Source organism: Fictibacillus norfolkensis, assembly GCF_014836645.1.
Classification (GTDB): domain Bacteria; phylum Bacillota; class Bacilli; order Bacillales; family Fictibacillaceae; genus Fictibacillus; species Fictibacillus norfolkensis.
The window spans coordinates 53,793-74,626 of sequence record NZ_JACSQM010000001.1 but is presented as its reverse complement, the minus strand read 5'-3'; the positions used below and the strand labels follow the sequence as shown (position 1 = coordinate 74,626).

The following is a 20,834-nucleotide window of genomic DNA, read 5'->3' as shown; positions in this document are numbered from 1 at the left end:
ACTAATAGAAGTATGTTTTTCGGCGTAATTTGTCTAATTTTAACAAGTTTGCTATTGTAAATCTGTACGTAACTATACATCAATGAATTAGATGAAAGGTGATTACATGAAACGCCTCATATTAGCCTCTGCTTCACCTCGAAGATTTGAACTTCTGTCATTAACGCTTCTTCCATTTGAAACGTATCCAAGTACACTTGAAGAAAAAATGGATCTTTCCCTTACTCCAAGTCGATTGGTTGAATCACTGGCTGAACAGAAAGCTGCTGACATTTTTACTCGAAAACCAGACTGTGTGGTCTTAGGTGCAGATACAATTGTATCTTATCAGAATAATCGTCTTGGCAAACCGAAGGATCGGATTGAAGCTGCCGATATGTTAAGGATGCTCTCAGGTCAAACACATGAAGTTTACACGGGAGTCTGTTTAATAGATCAAACAAAAAAAGTGATTTTCTCTGTTAAGACAAGTGTTACTTTCTACACTTTAGATGAAAATACGATTGATTGGTATTTAAACACCGGTGAACCATTTGATAAAGCTGGCAGTTATGGAATCCAAGGGTCTGGATCGCTATTAGTTGAGAAAATCGATGGTGATTACTTTAATGTTGTAGGATTACCGATCTCTAAGGTGGTTCGATCACTAAAAGATTTCGGATTTTCATTCACCGAGTCAGTCACGAAGACTGAATAATAGGGGGGACGTAAGTGGTAACGAAGCCGCTTATGATAAAAGATTACCCATTACAGGAGAGACCGCGAGAAAGACTTTTAAATGATGGTCCTGAAGCACTCTCCAACTATGAATTGTTAGCTATTCTTTTAAGGACGGGTACGAAGCAAATGTCGGCAATCCAGCTTGCCCATCATATCATTCAGCAATTTGAAGGATTAAGGCAGCTAAAAGAAGCAACAATTGGTGAATTGAAAGAGATCAACGGTATAGGATCTGCAAAAGCAGTGGAACTGATGGCTGCTATCGAGCTTGGAAAACGTATCAGCCGTCTTCAGTTTGAAGAAAGGTACACGATACGTTCACCTGAAGATGGTGCTCGATATCTGATGGATGAACTACGTTTTTTACAGCAAGAACACTTCGTTTGTTTGTATTTAAACACTAAAAATCAAGTGCTTCATAAAAAAACAGTATTTATAGGAAGTCTAAATACCTCTATTGTACATCCGCGAGAAGTATTTAAAGAAGGCTTTAAACGCTCGAGTGCTTCAATCATCTGCTTTCATAATCATCCGAGCGGTGATCCTGCTCCAAGCAGGGAAGATATTGAAGTAACAAAAAGATTAGTAGAGTGCGGAAAGATGTTGGGAATTGAAGTGTTAGATCACATCATAATCGGTGATCAAAGATACGTAAGTTTAAAAGAAAAAGGATATGTTTAACATTGTCTTTTGTTTGTTTTTTAGCGTATAATCAAACTTATGAGTTTTGCTTGATGAAAGGAGTCTACATAAATGTTTGGTGGATTTTCAAGAGATTTAGGAATTGATTTAGGAACTGCAAACACACTTGTTTACGTGAAGGGCAAGGGTGTTGTTGTGCGTGAACCTTCCGTTGTTGCTTTGCGTACTGACACAGGTTCAATCGAAGCAGTTGGTAATGCTGCTAAGAATATGATTGGACGTACTCCTGGTAATATCGTTGCCGTACGACCAATGAAAGATGGAGTTATTGCTGATTTTGAAACAACAGCTACAATGATGAAATATTTTATTCAGCAAGCCCAAAAAAACCGCTCTGTTTTCGCACGTAAACCTTATGTGATGGTCTGCGTACCATCAGGGATTACTGCAGTTGAAAAACGTGCGGTAGAAGATGCGACTAAACAAGCGGGAGCTCGTGAAGCTTATACGATTGAAGAACCTTTTGCTGCTGCAATTGGCGCAGATCTTCCTGTATGGGAGCCAACAGGAAGCATGGTCGTTGATATCGGTGGGGGTACGACTGAAGTTGCAATTATTTCACTAGGTGGAATTGTGACTAGCCAGTCTATCCGAATTGCTGGAGATGAAATGGATGACGCAATCATCGCTTACATTAAAAAGACTTACAATCTTATGATCGGTGAAAGAACAGCTGAAACACTTAAACTAGAGGTCGGTTCAGCTGGTACTCCTGATGGTATCGAGGATATGGACATCCGCGGTAGAGATTTGTTGACAGGTCTTCCAAAAACGATTACGATTACGGCGGAAGAAGTTTCCAGTGCGTTGCGTGATACTGTTAATAGCATCATGGATGCTGTTAAAGTAACTCTTGAGAAAACACCACCTGAACTTGCTGCTGACATTATGGATCGCGGTATTGTTCTAACTGGTGGAGGTGCTTTATTAAGAAACTTGGATAAAGTAATCAGTGAAGAGACGAAGATGCCTGTTATCGTGGCTGAGAACGCGTTGGATTGTGTAGCAGTTGGGACTGGCCGTGCGCTTGAAAACCTGCACCTTTTTAAATCCAAGGCTGGTATAACTTCTAGATCTAAATCCAAGTAAGTAGGTGTATTTTCATGCCACATTTTTTTTCGAATAAACGCCTTATCATTCTACTAGTCAGTATTATTATTCTAGTAGCTCTGATTGGTTTTTCGATGAAAAAAAGGGAAAGCCTAACCTTACCTGAACAGTTTTTAAAAGATTCTGCAGGACTAACACAAACGATTTTCTATAAACCCGCTAATACACTAGCGGGTTTCTTTGAGAATTTAGCTGAAATGAAGCAACTCTACAAAGAGAATCAAATGTTAAAAGCTAGGTTAGATGAGTACGCAAAACTTTATGTACAGTATGAGGAAGCTAAAAAAACAAACGAAACACTTAAAGCACAATTAGACAAAGAAGAAGATCTCACCGATTTTAAAGTGAGAGAAGCGACTGTGATCGGCCGTTCCCCTGACCAATGGAACCAATTTATCTACATCAACAAAGGGGAAAAAGATGGTATTAAACCAAAGATGGCAGTCATTTCACCGCAAGGATTTATTGGAAAAGTTACTAATGTCTCCTTGTTCCAATCAACGGTTCAGTTGATCAGTGATAATGATCGTACGAATCGTTTCTCTGCCATCGTTCAAGGTGAGAAGAACATCTTTGGAACGATCGAAGGTTATGATGCAAAGAAACAGGCGTTAGTGTTTAAAAAGATTCCTGTAGATGCAAAGATCAAGAAAGGCCAAAAGGTCATTACTTCTGGTCTTGGAGATGTCTTTCCGCCCAACCTGCTCATCGGAGAAGTTATTGACATTGAACCAGATGAAGTGGGCTTAACGCAAACGGCTTATTTAAAGCCTTCAGCAGATCTTTATGATATTGATCATGTGATGGTGCTTGAACGTGAAATGCCTGCAGTGGATGAAAGTTTAAGAGAAAAGGAGGAAGAATGATGAAAAAAGTCTTTCTTCCTTTTCTTATCTATTTAGCTTTTATAAGTGAAAGCTCATTAGTACAAGCTTTCTTGCCACAGGATAATAGTATGGATTGGCAGCTGGTTCCTCGTTTTTCAATGGTATTAATCTTGTTTGTTGCCATATATGTAAACACGACATATGGACTTTTGTATGGTCTTGCTTTTGGTCTGCTCACTGACCTTTTGTATACAGACATCATTGGTGTGTATTTGTTTTCAATGGCTGCTACAGCATACATTACATCAATTTTTTCAAGATATTTATTTGGGAACTTGATCGTGACTTTGCTTCTGTCCGTAGTAGGGGTTTCCATTTTAGAGTTTTTTGTTTACGGTTTGAACAGTCTTATAGGAATCAGTACTCAGATGTTAGATGTATTCCTGTATAAAAGATTGTTGCCTACCCTCATCTTAAACGGTTTCTTTGCGATACTCATTTATTATCCGTTTGTAAAGCAGTTGAACCAAATAAAGGATACTCTAAAAGAAAACTAACTTCTGCAAAGAGGAATTTAGACCTAGCTGTCGAATGTTAGTACGTTGAGGTGAACAATGGCAATGGTACAAAAACTCCAGCACAACGTTACAATTAAAGGAACAAAAGACGGCCTCGTTTTATTGTTGGATGATAAGTGTTCCTTCGATCTATTAGTCGAGGAGCTTAATGATAAATTAACCGCCGGAAGCAGCCAAATGTTAAACGGCCCTGTCATATCCGTTAAAGTAAAAGCAGGGAATCGTTATTTGACAGCTGAACAAGAAGAGAAATTATTAGAAGTCCTTAAACAAAAAGAAAATCTATTTCTAGATCACATTGAGTCAGAGGTTATTACAAAAGCTGAAGCCGAAGAGATGAGAAAAGATGCTCAAGTAGTAACCGTTTCAAAAGTGGTCAGATCAGGTCAGGTGCTTGATATTCAAGGAGACCTGCTTCTGATCGGCGATGTTAATCCTGGAGCAACAGTTATGGCAACAGGAAACATTTATATTCTTGGTTCGCTAAAAGGAATCGCTCACTGCGGCACGAAAGGCAACGAAGAAGCGATCATTGCAGCATCCGTAATGAAACCTTCTCAACTTAGGATTGCTCACCATATTAATAGAGCGCCAGACTCTTATCCCGAACTTGGAAATGAGATGGAGTTTGCTTACATATCCAATGAAGAAAAACAGATTCGTATTGATCGAATCAGTGCTGTTCATCGACTAAGACCGAAACTGAACAGTTTGCTATAGAAAGGGGAATGAAGCATGGGAGAAGCGATAGTTATAACGTCTGGGAAAGGTGGAGTCGGTAAAACGACGACTTCTGCCAATTTAGGTACTGCTCTAGCTCTTTCTGGAAAAAAAGTTTGTCTTGTAGATACAGATATCGGGTTGAGAAACTTGGATGTATTGATGGGACTGGAGAATCGCATCATCTATGACCTTGTTGATGTTGCAGAAGAACGCTGCAAGCTTAAACAAGCATTAATAAAAGATAAGCGCTTTGAGTGTTTGTACCTGCTCCCAGCAGCTCAAACAAAAGATAAATCTTCCATTACCCCTGAACAAGTGAAAAAGATCGTTCAGGAATTAAAGCAAGATTATGATTATGTGATTATTGACTGTCCTGCAGGTATTGAGCAAGGTTTCAAGAATGCCATAGCAGGTGCAGATAAATCAATTGTTGTAACAAACCCTGAAACTGCTTCTATGCGTGATGCTGACCGCATTATCGGGCTTTTAGAACAAGAGGACATGGAACCGCCTAAACTTATTGTGAATCGTCTTCGTAATCATCTTGCCAAGAACGGTGATATGTTAGATGTTGATGAGATCGTCTCGGTACTTTCCATCGAACTCCTTGGAGTTGTGATCGACGATGAGAACGTGATTAAAGCTGCGAACAAAGGTGAACCCGTTGCGTTACAGCCTGACTCAAAAGCTTCTATCGCATACCGTAATATCGCAAGAAGAATTTTAGGTGAGTCTGTTCCACTTCTATCCTTAGAAGAAGATAAAGGTTTCTTTGGAAAAATCAAAACATTATTAGGTATGAAATAAAGCATCGGCTTTCGCTGTTGCTTTTTTTTATTGGGTTGACTCCTCTGTAGATTTTGAAAGTGGTTGATTTCCGTTCCAGGATGCTCGCTTTCCGGGGGGGCGTCAACAAACAATGATGTATTTTTATAAAGCATTTTCACATGCCTTGTTGTTCTTGAAGTCGATTATTGACTTTTATGATGCTTGTTTTTAAATTTGATCATTTCACGCTTAGCCAAAAGCAACTGTGCTCCTTTGTTTACAAGTAAACCTACCGTAGAGTCTTTCTTGTCGTTTGCTCCGTGAGAAGCTTGTAAGGTGGTGTTGCACCATTCAAGTTGTCTAAGGAGCTTTTGGATTTTTTCTTTTTGCTACATTTGCAAGTTGATTGGAGTGGAGGGTGCGAGACTCCTGCGGGACGAGCGGTCAGGTGAGACCCTTAAAGGCGCAAAGCGGCAAGGGGCTCACCGGTCGCCCCGCGGAAAGCGAGCACCTGTAACGGAAATCAACCACTTACGAAAACAACAGAGCATACATAAACTTTTAATTTTCATGCTGCACAAATCAATAAACCATTTACTCATATCTCCAACGGACAAGTCATAGGATGTACATATATGAGAAAAATGGAGGAACGGTTATGAAAAATAGAGCAGATGAAATCCGAAAGAAGTACGGCAATATTTCTAAGAACGGCAGCTCAAAAGAAAGTAGCTCGGTTATCACATCCAGGGACGAACCGGAGAAATCTCATCCTCTATTCAACCGTCATGCTATGTTAATGCAGATTATGTTTTCTATTATCTTGTTCTTAATTGTAGGAATCGCATTTAAGAATAATAATGATCATACCGTACAGGCACAAAAGTTTATCAACCACGTCTATCAAGATGAGTTTCAGTTTGCGGCTGCAAAAGATTGGTATGAAGATAAATTTGGGAAACCGCTAGCTTTGTTTCCAAAAGATAAGTTACAGAAAGAAAAGAAAACAGAAGAAGTCAGTGAAGTATTTGCTGTTCCGGCAGATGGAAAAGTGTACGAGACGTTCAGTGCAAACGGCAAGGGAATTGTTATCGAAACAGGTAAAGAAGAAGATGTTGAAACAGCGAAAAGTGGTTACATTGTTTATGCTGGGAAAAAGGAAGATCACGGATATACTGTAATTATTCAACACGCAGATGAACAAGAATCGTGGTATGGAGACCTTAAGGAAATTGATAAGTCTATTAAACTTTACAATTACGTAGAGAGCGGAACGCGATTAGGTAAAGTGTCAGAGAGCAAGGATGGGAAGTCGGGTAAATTTTATTTTGCGATAAAAAAAGACAAGAGCTTTATTGATCCTAGTAAGGTGATTGATATTGATTAAATTAATAATCGAATTCATACGAAAAATAAAGATCAATCCCGCCTTCTGGGTTGTCATTTTTGGTGCAGTCTATACAGGGCACTTTAGGGAGATCATCGTTTGGTTTTTCGTAGTTCTAATTCATGAGATGGGTCATTTTGCTGGTGCCCGTCTTTTTAATTGGAGAGTTTCAAGAATAGATCTACTTCCTTTTGGAGGAGCGGCAGTAGTTGAAGAACATGGAACACGTCCATTTCATGAGGAGGTGTGGGTGGCTGTTCTAGGTCCGCTTCAGCACATTTGGCTTACGGGCGTTGCTTATGTTTTAAGTCTGTCAAATATCATCTCTCCTGAAGATTTCTATTGGTTTTTTCTTTTGAATCTAACGCTTTTCTTATTTAATCTCCTTCCGATATGGCCACTTGATGGTGGAAAAGTGTTATTTGCGTTTGTCTCGAAATGGGTTCCATACAGGGAAGCGCAACAGAAGTTTTTAATAGGTTCCGGAGTATTGTTACTAATTTGTAGTGTTTGGCAGATTTCATTACAGCCATCACACTTAAACCTTTGGGTAATCTGCCTTTTCTTAGGGTTAGCTCATATTCTTGAATGGCGCAGCAGGCATTATGTATTCATGCGATTCTTGCTGAACAGATTACAACAATCAAACGTTAGAGATACCCGTACGCTTATCGTTCCTCCTACATGGTCACTCTCAAAAGTCACCCATCATTTAGTAAAAGGAGTTTCGCATTCTATTGTCATCAAGAACTTTAATCCTACAACAATCAATGAGAAACAACTTTTAGAAGCTTATTTTCATAATCATTCTCCTGAGTGTGCAATCGGAAAAGTTTTTCGTTAGAATAGATACAGAGCGAAAAACAGGGAGATGTGAATGGAACGATGCAGCGTGTAGTAATCAATGCGATAGGAATGGAAAAACGAACGGCTTTAATGGAGAATGAAAAGCTGATTGAATGTGCAGTTTATAGACCAATAAAAAGTCCGTCAACAGGAAACATCTATAAAGGAAAAGTACAAAAGGTTTTACCTGGTATGCAAGCAGTGTTTGTAGATATAGGAACGAGCAAGAATGGCTTTCTTCATAAAGACGATCTGCCTGCTTATCAACAGCTTCCTGGTGAAGAACAAAAGAAAGTATCCATTTCAAACCTTATAAAAGAAGGGGAATCGATCCTTGTACAAGTCGTTAAAGAAGAAACTGGAGATAAAGGTGCCAAATTAACAGCCCTCATCTCGTTTACAGGGCATCTGCTGGTTTATTTTCCTTTCACACCTCACATTGGAATATCAAAAAAAATAAAAGAATCTCATCGCGCAAAGCTGCAGGACTGGGGAGATTCTGTCATGAATAGTAACGAAGGGTTGATCATTCGAACAGGTTGCGAAGAATTTCCAGAAGAAGAAATGAATCAAGAGCTTGAGAGCCTGAGAAGACAATTAAATGAAGTGCAAAAAAAATTTGATGCCAAAAAGGCACCTGCCCTTATCGTACGACCATATTTTTTCTATCCACTTTTAGAGAGATGGCTCAATCCTCACGTCGAAGAAATTTTAGTGGATGACTATAATACTTATCATCAAGTCAAAGAGTATGCTGCATCTTTTCAAAATACATTTTCCGTTACACTATATAACGAAAAAGAACCACTCTTTCGTAAGTTAGGAATTGAAACGGATATAGAAAAAACACTTTCACCACTTGTATGGTTGAAGAACGGGTCTTCTCTATATTTTAATGTGACAGAAGCGTTAACGGTGATTGATGTAAATACCGGTAAGTACACTGGAAAAAAAGATCGATTGAAGACAGTAGTTGAAACAAATAAGATCGCTGCAAAAGAAATTATGAAACAGCTTCGACTACGTAACATTGCCGGTATGATCGTCATTGACTTCATTACCATGCAATCAAATGAAGACAAAGAACAAGTCCACAAAATTATGCGAGACGCATTAAAGAAAGATTCTGCTACCATGATTTTGCATGGCTTTACGAAAATGGGCTTGTTTGAGATGACTAGAAAAAAAGAAAGACCTTCATTACTTGAGACTCTTGCTATAAGGTTCGATCGCCATATGATGGATGGGTATATCCTGCGCCCGGAAACGTTTTATTATGAGATGGATCGTATAATGAAAGAATACACATACGAAGATGATGAGGCTTTGTGGATGGAAGTGCCACAACACTTTTCTGAATGGTTGAAGAAAAATCCTGAAAAGCTGAAGCATCTAGAGAAACAGCATGAAATTTCTGTGATCGTATCTATCGGTTCGTCAAACCGGGAAATGGCAGTCAGACATTCAGGAAAAATAGATGAAATAAGAAGCAGGATGTTGAAAGATTCACATTGACATGAGGGTGCCAAACATGGTATCCTTTTTTCGTTAGTGTTTGGAGCACCCGCTCCAACCGCACAGACCAGGTTTTAAGTATTTTATATACACCTGGGATGGCGAGTCTGAGTATAAGAGGAGGTGCACGTTGATGTACGCAATTATTCAAACTGGTGGTAAGCAAGTTCGAGTTGAAGAAGGTCAAGCGATCTATATTGAAAAACTAGATGTTGAAGCTGGAGCGTCAGTAACATTCGAGGATGTATTGATGGTAGGTGGAGATAGCTTGAAACTAGGAGCTCCTTTAGTTGAAGGTGCTACAGTTACGGCAACAGTTGAAAAACATGGCCGTGGCGAAAAAGTGGTTGTCTACAAGTTTAAGGCGAAGAAGAACTATCGCCGTAAGCAAGGACACCGTCAACCATACACAAAAGTTGTGATTGAAAAAATTAACGGGTAATTCTCATGATTCTAGTTTCTATATACAGGAACAAAGATCAAGACATACTTTCGTTTACGATGGAAGGACATGCTGATTACGCTCCACATGGCCAAGACTTGGTTTGTGCAGCAGCTACAGCGGTCTCGTTCGGTACGATTAATGCGATAGAAAAACTTTGCGGCTATGAGCCAGAAGTAACTACTCATGAAGATGGTGGTTTTCTAACGTTAAACGTACCGGGGAATCTTAATGATTCTATACATCAAAAAACACAGTGGCTTTTGGAAGGCATGGTTGTATCCCTTGCTTCAATTGAAGAAGGATACAGCAAGTATATAAAATTGACTGAACATGAAGGAGGTGCAACGAATGCTTAAATTAAACCTTCAATACTTTGCCTCTAAAAAAGGGGTAGGTAGCACAAAGAATGGTCGTGACTCACAGTCTAAGCGTCTAGGCGCTAAGCGTGCTGATGGACAATTCGTTTCTGGTGGTTCAATTCTTTACCGTCAACGTGGTACTAAGATCTATCCTGGTACGAACGTAGGTAAAGGCGGAGATGACACACTATTTGCTAAGGTAGACGGAGTTGTACGTTTCGAACGTTATGGCCGTGACCGCAAAAAGGTAAGTGTTTACCCAATCGCGCAAGAAGCGTAAGAGGGAGATGAAAACTCTAACCAGATTGGTTAGAGTTTTTTCTTTGCTTTGTTAGAGTATTAAGTACTGCGCTAAATTTGTTGGTGTAAGGTATAGCCCTATTAAAAGGAAAGGCTAGGAGTGCGATGATGTCAAACAAATGGACAACTGTCGATCTTTTGCGCCACGCCAGGCATGACTGGCTTAACCAGCTACAGCTTATTAAAGCAAACCTATCACTTGGCCGCACAGAGCGGGCAAAAGAGATTATGAATGAAGTTATTGAACTATCACGGGAAGAATCAAGAATCTCTAACCTGAAAACCCCGAATTTATCGGAGTACTTATTAACATATAACTGGTTGAAGCATCCGGTGAAATTGTATGGAAAAGTAAATGGTGAAAGCGGGGATTTCAGCTTATTTGAAGAGGAATTGTTACATACGACGAAAGAAGTATGTGATGTGTTGAATAATTCCATTTCGGGTTATGATGAATACTCACTTACTGTTACATTTGATCCTGCAGCTCTTCGAGTTTGTTATACCTTTCAAGGGATGCTAACAGATGAGAAGGATACGTATGAAGTATTGAGAAATATTTTTTCAACACATAAAAGCATGTTACTCATCGAAAGCTATAATCAGGAAAATAAGTGTTATTTTGATATTCAGTTAACTTCCTAATGGAAGGAGGAGAATGAAATGTTTGTCGATCAGGTCAAGATTTATTTAAAAGCAGGTGACGGCGGAAACGGAATGGTTGCATTTCGCCGTGAAAAATACGTTCCAGACGGTGGTCCGGCTGGTGGTGACGGAGGAAAAGGAGCAAACGTAATCTTTGAAGTTGAAGAAGGTTTACGAACGCTTATGGACTTTCGTTACAATCGTCATTTTAAAGCCCCTCGAGGTGAACATGGTATGTCTAAGGGCATGCATGGAAAAAAAGCGAACGATATGATTGTTAAAGTTCCTCCTGGTACTGTTGTGACAGATGCTGATACAGGAGAGACGATTGCTGACCTCGTACATCATCAGCAGCAAGCGATCATCGCTAAAGGCGGTCGAGGCGGCCGTGGAAACACTCGTTTTGCTACTCCTGCAAACCCGGCTCCGGAGATTGCAGAGAACGGTGAACCAGGTGAAGAACGAGAAGTAACATTAGAATTGAAAGTCTTAGCTGACGTAGGATTAGTAGGGTTTCCGAGTGTAGGGAAATCAACTTTCTTATCGATCGTTTCAGCAGCTAAGCCAAAAATTGCTGAGTACCATTTTACAACGATCACTCCTAACTTAGGTGTTGTTGCGGTTGAAGACGGCAGAAGCTTTGTAATGGCTGATCTTCCAGGTTTGATCGAAGGTGCTCACGAAGGTGTTGGACTCGGTCATCAGTTCTTAAGACATATTGAACGAACACGTGTTATTCTTCATGTTATCGATATGTCTGGAATGGAAGGGCGAGATCCTTATGATGATTTCGTAAAAATCAACGATGAACTTAATCAGTACAACATGCGATTAATGGAGCGTCCTCAGATTGTTTTAGCTAACAAAATGGACATTCCAGGTGCTGAAGAAAACCTTGAGATATTCAAAGAAAAAGTAGGAGAAGACGTAAAAGTATTCCCAATTTCTGCGATTTCTCGACAAGGTATTAGAGAAGTACTTTTCACAACAGCTGATACTCTAGAGGTTACGCCTGAGTTCCCACTGATTCATGATGATGGTGGAGAACAGCAAAGGGTTCTATATAAGCATGAAAAAGAAGACGCTGGCTTCTATATTACTCGTGACCCTGCTGGTGTTTTTGTTATCAATGGTCCAAAGATTGAAAAACTGTTTAAGATGACAGACTTTTCTCGAGAAGAAGCAACAAAGCGTTTTGCAAGACAGATGCGTACTCTTGGGGTAGACCAAGCGTTACGTGACCGTGGAGCAGAGCATGGCGATGTTGTTCGAATTCTCAAATATGAGTTTGAATTTATCGATTAAATGAAGGCAGCCTATCGTGTAGGCTGTCTTTTTTTATACAAATGTCCGTGTGAGATAGACATAAGAAGTCAATCCTATTATAATAAAGGTAAGAAAGTCACCGGAGGAAAGCCAAATGAAAAATGACCAGCAATATTATATGGTAAGAGAAGATGTTTTGTCTGAATCTATGCAAAAAGCGCTGGAAGCAAAGTCTCTCTTAGATCGAGGAAAAGTTAAAACAGTCGCAGAAGCCGCAGAAAAAGTTGGCTTGAGCCGAAGTGCATTTTATAAATACCGTGATGGAATCTTTCCGTTTCATACGATGGTAAAAGAAAAAATTATTACACTTTCCATTCACTTAGAAGACAGATCTGGTGCCCTGTCGAGCCTGTTAACAGTTGTTGCTTCCCAAGGATGCAACGTATTAACGATCAATCAGACGATTCCGTTGCAAGGTCGTGCACATATTACATTGACGATCGAAACAAACATGCTTCAAGGAGATATGAAGGACTTGTTAAGTACATTAAACCGTATGGAAACGGTTGAAAGAGTTGAAGTAGTAGGAACAGGCGCATAAAAAAATCCCTGGCTGATACAGCTAGGGATTTCTTTTTAGCTTATAATAAAAACCCTTTTTCCTTTAAGGCGCCACAAACTTTATCCAGTTTCTCTTCAGAGTCTGATGAGAGAGTGTGCATGTGAATGCCTTCTGTTAATTCACTTAAAAGACTGGCATTCGTTTCTCTTAGGCGTTTGATTAAATCTTCAACATCCTTACGCGTTGAGAGTTTGAGTGAAGCTTTAATATCTCCATAAACAGGATGTTCAACGGTCACATCTTCGACTGTAACTCCGTAATCCACGATTGTTATGAGTTCGTTTGTTGTTTCTTCTGGTGGATGATTGGCAGCAATCACGCGATAATATTGCTTGTTTGAGTCGTTCTTCATGTAAATATAGCCTTGAGCTGTTGCCATGATCGGCTCACCGCTTGCTTTTAATAGTGACATGTCTTGTACGATAACTTGTCTGCTCACATTCGTTCTAGTGGCGAGAATAGAACCACTAAGTGGCTTGTCAGCTTTCATCAGCCACGCTATGAGCTGCGAACGTCTATCATCACCTTTTAATTTCTCGTTACTCATCTTGTTATTACCTCACTAACCGATCTGAATGTATTTGTTATTTCAATAAGTACTTTGCCAAGTAAAGTAATTTCTTCAGAAGTTGTTTGATGACTAGTCGATATTCGGACTAATTCATGAGCTTCACTCTCAGTTCTTCCAAGTGCAAGTAAAGTTTTAGAAGGTGCCTGCTGTCCGTTCTTGCATGCTGATCCTGTTGAAACAGCGATTTTTAATCGATTAAGCTCTTGCATCATGATCTGACCTTCCATCCCTTTAACCCGGATTGGAATAATGAAAGGAGAGCTGTCATCAAAGCCTTCAAAGACTATGTTCTTATCTGTAAGTATAGACGATATGAGTAGTTTTCGCATGTCTACAGCATGCTGATAATGTTCATGCTGTAGTTGAAATGCCTCTTCTGCTGCTGTTACAAAAGCTGTTACGGATGGGAGATCAACAGTACCAGCTCGAAATCCACGTTCATGTGTGACTTCAGAAAGAAGAGGGGCTATATGAATAGATGGTGATATATATACAGCACCCGTTCCCTTTGGTCCGTTTATCTTGTGAGCAGACATTGTAAAAGCATCTATGTTCATAGAATGAAAATAGGCTTTATCCCATTTTCCGAAGGATTGAACACAATCACTATGAAACAGAACACCTCGATTTTTTAAATATTCACTGATTTCTTTGATATCCTGGACGATTCCCGTTTCACTGTTCACATGCTGAATGGTGACGAGAATGGTATCTGGACGAATTGAGGACAGCAACGTTTGAATCGAGATCTTCCCATTTTTTTGTATGGGTATTCTTGTTATCTCATAACCACTCTGCTCTAAAAATCTAAGGACATAATCAACAGAGGGGTGTTCTACATTTGAAGAGATAATGTGTTTTCCTTTATAGTTTGCTCCATTCGCTAATGAAGTAATAGCTAGAAAATTGCCATCAGAACCCCCGCTTGTAAAATAGATTCCTTCACTTTCTTTTTTTAACAACTCAGCTAAAGAACACCTAGCATGTTCTAATAAATCGCGAGCTGCTAGGCCGCCCTCGTGAAGACTCTCTGTATTTTGGAAATACGTTTTTGAAGTTTGTATGAAAGCGTTAAGCGCTGAATCCGACAATGGTGTAGTTGCTGCATAATCAAGATATATCAAGGTTTCCACCTCAGTTTTAATAAAATAGTTGTATCTAGTTTAAATCTATGTAAATATAGGTGTCAAGACACGTGTAAAGTTGAGGTGTTTTGTGTTTATGAAACATATAGAAGCAGATGTTTTAATTATCGGCGGAGGAATCGCTGGATTGATGGCTGCTGAATATTTAAGTTCGCATAAGAATGTGATAGTTATCACAAAGTTTTCTGCAGAGAAATCAAATTCTTTTTTAGCTCAAGGGGGAATTTCTGCAGCTATAGATAAAGAGGACTCTTGGGCGGAGCATTTTTTAGATACTCTCAAGGCGGGGCACCATCATAATGATCAAGAGGCGGTCAAACAACTAGTGAAAGAAGGCGAAAGTGTCGTTCGTACACTTACTGAATGGGGAGTAAGTTTTGACAGACATGAGAACGGTTCTTTTATGCTGGGTAAAGAAGGCGGACACCATCGAAACCGCATCGTTCATGCTGGAGGAGATCAAACAGGTAAAAAAGTGATTGAAGCGCTAATTCGACGAGTAAGAAAAAAGGTTAAGATGGTCAGCCATCAATATGCAGTTGACTTGATCATACAAGATCAAAAGTGTATCGGTGTGTATTGTAAGGATGACGAAAATCAAACCACGATTTTTCAAGCTAAAAATACAATATTGGCAGGTGGAGGTTATGCGGGAATCTATGGAACGACCTCTAATGCATATGGATCGGATGGGAGCGTTCTATGCATGGCTTACCGAGCCGGCATAGAACTTTCGGACTTGGAGTTTGTCCAATTCCATCCAACGCTTTTATCAGGAAGAGTACCTGCAGGATTGATCACCGAAGCTGTTCGGGGCCAGGGTGGAATATTGGTCAATTCGAGTGGTGTTCCTTTTATGAAGGATGTTCATCCGTTAAAAGACCTTGCACCGCGAGATATCGTATCTAAGAGACTCTTTCAAGAGATTCACGTTCACGGTGAGAAAGTTTTCTTGGATATTTCTTCGATTAAAGAATTTAAAAGTAAATTTCCTGGGGTGACGATGCTTTGCGAGAATGCTGGTATCGATTTGAATAAAGGACTGATACCTGTATCTCCTGGTGCGCATTTTACGATGGGAGGAATCGTTACAGATCAAACCGGAAAGACCTCATTGCGAGGGCTGTATGCGATAGGAGAGTGCGCGAATACTGGTGTACATGGTGCAAATCGATTAGCGAGTAATTCTCTTCTTGAAGGAGCAGTTTTTGCAAAAGAAGCAGCAAAAAGTATTCTTTCATCAGAGGTAACGGATACGCGGCCTGAAATTATAAAAAGAAAGATTTTGAACGATGAGAAATCCATTCAGCTCCGAAATCTTCTGCTAGAAGAAGAGATTCATCGTCTTATGGATAAATATGCGGGCATCGTCAGAAGCGAAAAAGAGTTGATTAATGCTGCAGAAACCCTAGACCTTGGAACGTGGAGAACAGAACTGCTCAAAGAACCTCTTCCTGTGATCAAGAGGTTCAATATGCAGACCATCGCATGGTTGACAGTAACAAGTTGCCTGAAGAGAGAAGAGAGCAGAGGAAGTCATTATCGCAATGATTTTCCTTCTCAGAATAATACATGGAACTCAAAAAAAATAATAAGGAGTTTGTGGCATGATGAATCCATTATTGCTGAAAAAACAGCTGCAGGAATTTTTAATTGAAGATATTGGATCAGGAGATTTGTCAGCGTCTCTTTTTGAAGATCATACAGAAGTCACCGCAACGATTATAGCGAAAGAAAATGGAGTAATGGCTGGTGGACAAATTTTATCTATTGGATATGAATTGATTGATAGCAGCATACAAACGAGTATCTTTGTCAACGAAGGAGAGGAGTTTGCTGCAGGAACAGTATTAGCTGAGATCACGGGGAGAAGACAGTGTGTTCTATCCGGTGAAAGAGTCATACTAAACCTTCTGCAACGTCTGTCAGGTATAGCGTCGATCACAGCTAAAGCAGTCTCTTGTTGTGAAGGTGAAACTCGTATTTGTGATACCAGAAAGACGACACCAGGATTAAGAATGTTTGAAAAGTATGCGGTCCGATGCGGAGGAGGATACAACCACCGGTTTGGACTATACGATACCGTGATGCTAAAGGATAATCACTTAGCGGGATTTCCTTCTATTCGAGAAGCGGTTGAAACAGCGCGTAGAAAGTGTGGACACACCGTAAAGATAGAAGTAGAAACAGAGACGGAAGAACAAGTGATTGAAGCCGTCTTAGCTGGAGCGGATATTATCATGTTTGATAATTGCAGCCCCCAAGAGATTAAACAAAGACTTACACATGTACCTTCAAGTATTATAACGGAAGCCTCTGGCGGGATTACACTGGATGAGATTAAGAATTATAGTGAAACCGGTGTTGACTACATTTCTCTCGGTTACTTAACTCACTCTTATAAAGCACTAGATATTAGCATGAATGTTAAAGGAGTTGTAAAACATGACTTTATTAAAAACTTTTTCTAAAACAAATGTATTACCAGATCGATATAGCACCATGTCAGTTGAAGAAATGGAAGCTAGGGTTCACGAGATTAAAAGCAGTTTAGGAACGCGTTTGTTCCTTCCGGCTCATCATTATCAAAAAGATGAAATCGTTCAATTTGCTGATGTTACAGGTGACTCTCTTCAGCTTGCAAAAATTTCTGCAGAGAATAAAGATGCTGACTTTATCGTATTTTGTGGTGTCCATTTTATGGCTGAAACAGCTGACATGTTGAGCACTGACAATCAAACGGTCATTCTGCCAGATCTGAAAGCGGGCTGCTCGATGGCGGATATGGCGAATATTCATCAGACCGAGAGAGCTTGGGCTGAACTTCAAAAGCTTTTCGGTGATACGATTCTGCCACTTACTTATGTGAACTCAACAGCGGAGATAAAAGCGTTTTGCGGAAAGAATGGAGGGGCTACAGTAACTTCTTCAAACGCTAAAGAGATGGTAAGCTGGGCTTTCGGTCAAAAAGAAAGATTGCTGTTTCTTCCGGATCAGCATTTAGGAAGAAATACTGCATTTGATCTAGGTATAGCACTAGAAGATATGGCAATCTGGGATCCGATCTCAAACCGATTGATCTATGACGGTACGGATATCGAACAAATTAAAGTGATCCTATGGAAAGGCCATTGTTCTGTTCATGAAAAGTTCACGGTGGGTCAGATTGCCGACTTTAGAGAAAATCATTCGGAGTTCCAGATTATTGTTCATCCAGAATGTACACATGAGGTTGTAAGAGCTAGTGACTTAAACGGATCTACTCATTTTATTATTGAGACGATTAAACATGCAGAACCAGGAACAAGCTGGGCAGTAGGAACAGAGATGAATCTAGTGAACAGACTGGCTCAACAATTCAATGACAAGAAAATCGTTTCATTAAACCCGAATCTCTGCCCATGTCTTACGATGAACCGAATTGATCTGCCACACCTTTTATGGGCGCTTGAAAATATAATAGACGGAAATGTTGAAAACGTAATTAAAGTAGATGAAGAAACAAAAAAATATGCGATCACAGCATTGAATCGAATGATGTAGTGTTTCTCCCCCTGTCATAACCTCCTTTTATGAGGCATAAATTGATAAAGGAATAATGTCACTTCTAATATGATGTAGCAATATGCCCAAATGTTCATATACTGTAAGGAAATTTGGCAGGAGGGAGTTTTGCAGCGTGAGAATACACATTGTGCAAAAAGGGGACACACTCGACAAAATTGCTGAAAAATATGATGTACCAGTAAATGAATTAAGAAAAGCAAATCCTGGGTTCTCCAAAACAGATGTAATTGAACGGGGGGAAAAGATTAAAATACCGATCAAGATGCCAGGTATGAAGAAAGAACAGCCTATTGTACCGGTTAAAGAAAAACCGGTTGCACCTGTACAAGAGGCTCCGAAGCCAGCACCAGTTAAGCCAGCACCAAAGAAACCGGCTCCGGTAAAACAAGAAATGAAACCAGCACCAATGAAGCCGGCGCCATTAAAACCAGCACCAACAAAGATGGAAAAGAAAGATGCTCCGATGAAAAAGGATGCACCGTCGAAAAAAGATGTTCCTATGAAAAAAGATTCACCAATGAAAAAAGATGTTCCAATGTTAAAAGATCAACCGATGAAAGCGCCGATGAAGCAGCCTATGGCACCTATTCATGATAAAGATTTTGCTGGAATGGTGGAGTCCTCCAATCTAGGGCATTATGTTCCGATGGGATACCCGAATCAGCAACCAAACATAACGAACATGCCAAATATGGCAAATCAACCAAACATAGCGAACATGCCAAATATGGCAAACCAGCCAAACATGGCGAACATGCCGAATATGGCAAACCAGCCAAACATGGCGGGCAAGCACGGGATATATGCAGGAAAAGATGGCTATGCGCCAAATAAACATCCATTTTTGATGGAAGAATCATCTGGAATGATGCAGAACATGTATGGTTCCATGCCGCCAATGTTTCCTAAACCACAAACCTATTCTCAAATGCCACAGGGCTATGGAATGATGCCCCCTCAAGGGTTCAGCGGAATGCCGCAACTCTATGGTGGCGGATATCCACAAGGTGGGCAACAAGGTGGAGGTGGCATGCAGCAAGGAGGATCTATGCCTTTTGGAGAATATCCTGATTCTGATATGGACCAAATGCCTTCAGGAGAATACACACCTGGTGGGCAACAACAAGGTATGCAGGATATGCAAATGGGTATGCAGCAGCCAGGATCAATGGGCATGATGCCTATGGGTATGCCACAAGGATTCAGTGGAATGCCACAGATGGGTCAAATGGGAATGGGTATGATGCCTCAAGGAGGCGGAATGCCAGGAATGGGTCAGATGGGTATGATGCCACAAGGCGGGGGAATGCCAGGGATGCCACAGATGGGCATGATGCCACAAGGCGGGGGAATGCCAGGGATGCCGCAGATGGGTATGATGCCACAAGGTGGAGGAATGCCAGGGATGGGCCAGATGGGTATGATGCCGCAGGGCGGGGGAATGCCAGGAATGGGTCAGATGGGTATGATGCCACAGGGCGGAGGAATGCCACAGATGGGTCAGATGGGTATGATGCCACAAGGTGGAGGAATGCCAGGAATGCCGCAGATGGGTATGATGCCACAAGGTGGAGGAATGCCAGGGATGGGCCAGATGGGCATGATGCCGCAGGGCGGAGGAATGCCTGGTATGCCTCAACAGATGCAACAAGGTATGCCTAACCCTTATTCACAAGCTCAATCTCGTGAAATAGATGAGAATTTTACGGAAGAAACGGAAGAAGATGAATAGGGACGTAAGGGACGATTTCCAAGGGGATCGTCTTTTTTTAAAAAAGATGAATGAAATGGATCTTGATGTGCTAGACTTTGGTTTTTTTAGAGAGAACGTTATCTGGATAAAAACCAAACAAGGAAAATTTGTTTTAAAAGGGTTCAACAGATCGGAAACTTGCAGCAAACAATTAAAGCTCTCTAAACTGTATCATGGGCAAAAGCCAAGGATTATGGGCACTTATACGGCATTTCCAAATCAGAAAAAAACCGTTCAATTCGGAAAATACACTTGGGCAATCATGCCGTTTTATAAAGGAGAAGGTCTTCATTTTGGCAAAAAGGACGATGTAAAAGCTGGAGTTGATGCCATCAGCCGTTTTCATTCTTTCTCAAAACATATACCGGTACCACTCTATGAACAATTGTCTTCATACTCTTTGTTTAAAAAATGGAGTGACAGATTGGACGCCTTTAAATTTCATGCACGATCTGCAAACTGGAATCATCAGATGCACCCTTTAATTTCTGAAATCATAATGTGGGGAGAATGGAGCTTAAATCATTTCGATCATGAAGCTGTAAAAGCGCTGGAGAAAAAAGCATATAAGAAAAAAGAAATTACACATGGTGATGTTGCTCCACATAATTTTGTGAAGTATAAAGATAGAGACACGTATCTGATTGACTTTGATCTTTTTGCGGCAGTTCCTCAAGCTTTTGATTGGTTGCAGTATGCAAATCGAATCTTACCGTTTTGGCATTGGTCTTATGCTAAGATGGAAGAGGTTGGAAATGAAGATTTCTTAAAGTGTTTTACTAAAAAGTGGTTTGTTATTTGCTTAGTATTTCCTACAGACCTCTATCGAGAATGGAATAGGGCCCTTAAAACGGGTGACAAGGAAATGATTGAAGCCGTAACGAGGTTTACGTTGCGAGATTTTTCTCACAGAAAAAAATTTGTTGAAAAGATAATGAAGAGGATGAGTTAACAATCATCCTACATTTAACAGATTAATTAGAGC

Annotated in this window: 23 protein-coding genes and 1 other annotated feature; of the genes, 21 read left to right on the top strand and 2 right to left on the bottom strand. The window is 40.3% G+C overall.

What is annotated here, in order from left to right; genetic code table 11:
• Positions 1-106 precede the first annotated feature (106 nt).
• The 16 genes from H9648_RS00385 to H9648_RS00310 all read left to right on the top strand — a co-directional run bounded on the left by H9648_RS00385 (position 107) and on the right by H9648_RS00310 (position 12,792).
• The gene (locus H9648_RS00385; RefSeq protein ID WP_191751846.1) at positions 107-697 is read left to right on the top strand and encodes a Maf family protein; all 591 of its coding nucleotides are present in this window, start codon (positions 107-109) and stop codon (positions 695-697) included.
• A 32-nt stretch (positions 698-729) separates the two neighbouring features.
• Positions 730-1,401, top strand: coding sequence for a RadC family protein (gene radC, locus H9648_RS00380; RefSeq protein ID WP_191752638.1), 672 nt, complete (start codon positions 730-732; stop codon positions 1,399-1,401).
• Positions 1,402-1,473: 72 nt separating this feature from the next.
• Positions 1,474-2,511 carry a rod shape-determining protein gene (locus H9648_RS00375; RefSeq protein WP_191751845.1) on the top strand — a complete coding sequence of 346 codons (1,038 nt, stop codon included), beginning with the start codon at positions 1,474-1,476 and terminating at the stop codon, positions 2,509-2,511.
• 14 nt (positions 2,512-2,525) lie between these two features.
• Positions 2,526-3,398: a rod shape-determining protein MreC gene (gene mreC, locus H9648_RS00370; RefSeq protein ID WP_066396538.1), complete on the top strand. Its 873-nt coding sequence runs from the start codon at positions 2,526-2,528 to the stop codon at positions 3,396-3,398.
• Positions 3,398-3,916 carry a rod shape-determining protein MreD gene (gene mreD / locus H9648_RS00365; protein ID WP_191751844.1) on the top strand — a complete coding sequence of 173 codons (519 nt, stop codon included), beginning with the start codon at positions 3,398-3,400 and terminating at the stop codon, positions 3,914-3,916. Before mreC ends, mreD begins: the two co-directional genes overlap by 1 nt.
• A gap of 63 nt (positions 3,917-3,979) precedes the next feature.
• Positions 3,980-4,657, top strand: coding sequence for a septum site-determining protein MinC (gene minC / locus H9648_RS00360; RefSeq protein ID WP_191751843.1), 678 nt, complete (start codon positions 3,980-3,982; stop codon positions 4,655-4,657).
• Between the two features lie 15 nt (positions 4,658-4,672).
• Positions 4,673-5,467, top strand: coding sequence for a septum site-determining protein MinD (minD, locus tag H9648_RS00355; RefSeq protein WP_066396533.1), 795 nt, complete (start codon positions 4,673-4,675; stop codon positions 5,465-5,467).
• A gap of 619 nt (positions 5,468-6,086) precedes the next feature.
• Positions 6,087-6,815 carry a M23 family metallopeptidase gene (locus H9648_RS00350; RefSeq protein WP_191751842.1) on the top strand — a complete coding sequence of 243 codons (729 nt, stop codon included), beginning with the start codon at positions 6,087-6,089 and terminating at the stop codon, positions 6,813-6,815.
• Positions 6,808-7,659 (top strand): site-2 protease family protein, encoded by an 852-nt coding sequence (locus tag H9648_RS00345; protein WP_191751841.1) that lies wholly within the window; start codon positions 6,808-6,810, stop codon positions 7,657-7,659. The genes H9648_RS00350 and H9648_RS00345 overlap by 8 nt, the downstream gene beginning before the upstream one ends.
• Before the next feature lie 29 nt (positions 7,660-7,688).
• Positions 7,689-9,176: an Rne/Rng family ribonuclease gene (locus H9648_RS00340; protein WP_191751840.1), complete on the top strand. Its 1,488-nt coding sequence runs from the start codon at positions 7,689-7,691 to the stop codon at positions 9,174-9,176.
• Between the two features lie 46 nt (positions 9,177-9,222).
• Positions 9,223-9,295, top strand: a sequence feature (ribosomal protein L21 leader region).
• 14 nt (positions 9,296-9,309) lie between these two features.
• The gene (rplU, locus tag H9648_RS00335; protein ID WP_191751839.1) at positions 9,310-9,618 is read left to right on the top strand and encodes a 50S ribosomal protein L21; all 309 of its coding nucleotides are present in this window, start codon (positions 9,310-9,312) and stop codon (positions 9,616-9,618) included.
• A 5-nt stretch (positions 9,619-9,623) separates the two neighbouring features.
• Positions 9,624-9,977: a ribosomal-processing cysteine protease Prp gene (locus H9648_RS00330; protein ID WP_191751838.1), complete on the top strand. Its 354-nt coding sequence runs from the start codon at positions 9,624-9,626 to the stop codon at positions 9,975-9,977.
• A complete protein-coding gene (gene rpmA, locus H9648_RS00325) occupies positions 9,970-10,260 on the top strand; it encodes a 50S ribosomal protein L27 (protein ID WP_066239506.1) in 291 nt (96 codons plus the stop codon). The genes H9648_RS00330 and rpmA overlap by 8 nt, the downstream gene beginning before the upstream one ends.
• A 128-nt stretch (positions 10,261-10,388) precedes the next feature.
• Complete coding sequence (locus H9648_RS00320) at positions 10,389-10,925, top strand: Spo0B domain-containing protein (RefSeq protein WP_171005400.1); 537 nt, start codon at positions 10,389-10,391, stop codon at positions 10,923-10,925.
• A gap of 18 nt (positions 10,926-10,943) precedes the next feature.
• Positions 10,944-12,230 (top strand): GTPase ObgE, encoded by a 1,287-nt coding sequence (obgE, locus tag H9648_RS00315; RefSeq protein WP_191751837.1) that lies wholly within the window; start codon positions 10,944-10,946, stop codon positions 12,228-12,230.
• A 115-nt stretch (positions 12,231-12,345) separates the two neighbouring features.
• Positions 12,346-12,792, top strand: coding sequence for an ACT domain-containing protein (locus H9648_RS00310; protein ID WP_137788756.1), 447 nt, complete (start codon positions 12,346-12,348; stop codon positions 12,790-12,792).
• 40 nt (positions 12,793-12,832) lie between these two features.
• On the opposite strand, the gene H9648_RS00305 is transcribed toward H9648_RS00310, so the two are convergent.
• Together H9648_RS00305 and H9648_RS00300 are read right to left on the bottom strand one after the other, a co-directional pair.
• Entirely contained in the window at positions 12,833-13,360 is a 528-nt protein-coding gene (locus tag H9648_RS00305) for a transcription repressor NadR (RefSeq protein ID WP_191751836.1), read from the bottom strand.
• Positions 13,357-14,508, bottom strand: coding sequence for an IscS subfamily cysteine desulfurase (locus H9648_RS00300; protein WP_191751835.1), 1,152 nt, complete (start codon positions 14,506-14,508; stop codon positions 13,357-13,359). Before H9648_RS00300 ends, H9648_RS00305 begins: the two co-directional genes overlap by 4 nt.
• A gap of 97 nt (positions 14,509-14,605) precedes the next feature.
• On the opposite strand from H9648_RS00300, the gene nadB reads away from it, so the two are divergent.
• The 5 genes from nadB (at position 14,606) to H9648_RS00275 (ending at position 20,801) form a co-directional block, all read left to right on the top strand.
• Positions 14,606-16,186 (top strand): L-aspartate oxidase, encoded by a 1,581-nt coding sequence (nadB, locus tag H9648_RS00295; RefSeq protein ID WP_225218662.1) that lies wholly within the window; start codon positions 14,606-14,608, stop codon positions 16,184-16,186.
• A complete protein-coding gene (gene nadC / locus H9648_RS00290) occupies positions 16,140-17,000 on the top strand; it encodes a carboxylating nicotinate-nucleotide diphosphorylase (protein ID WP_191752637.1) in 861 nt (286 codons plus the stop codon). The genes nadB and nadC overlap by 47 nt, the downstream gene beginning before the upstream one ends.
• Positions 16,975-18,072: a quinolinate synthase NadA gene (gene nadA, locus H9648_RS00285; RefSeq protein WP_191751833.1), complete on the top strand. Its 1,098-nt coding sequence runs from the start codon at positions 16,975-16,977 to the stop codon at positions 18,070-18,072. Before nadC ends, nadA begins: the two co-directional genes overlap by 26 nt.
• 136 nt (positions 18,073-18,208) lie before the next feature.
• Entirely contained in the window at positions 18,209-19,828 is a 1,620-nt protein-coding gene (locus H9648_RS20830; protein WP_191751832.1) for a LysM peptidoglycan-binding domain-containing protein, read from the top strand.
• 55 nt (positions 19,829-19,883) lie between these two features.
• On the top strand, positions 19,884-20,801 hold the full coding sequence (locus H9648_RS00275) for a phosphotransferase (protein ID WP_191751831.1): 918 nt from the start codon (positions 19,884-19,886) through the stop codon (positions 20,799-20,801).
• Positions 20,802-20,834 lie beyond the last annotated feature (33 nt).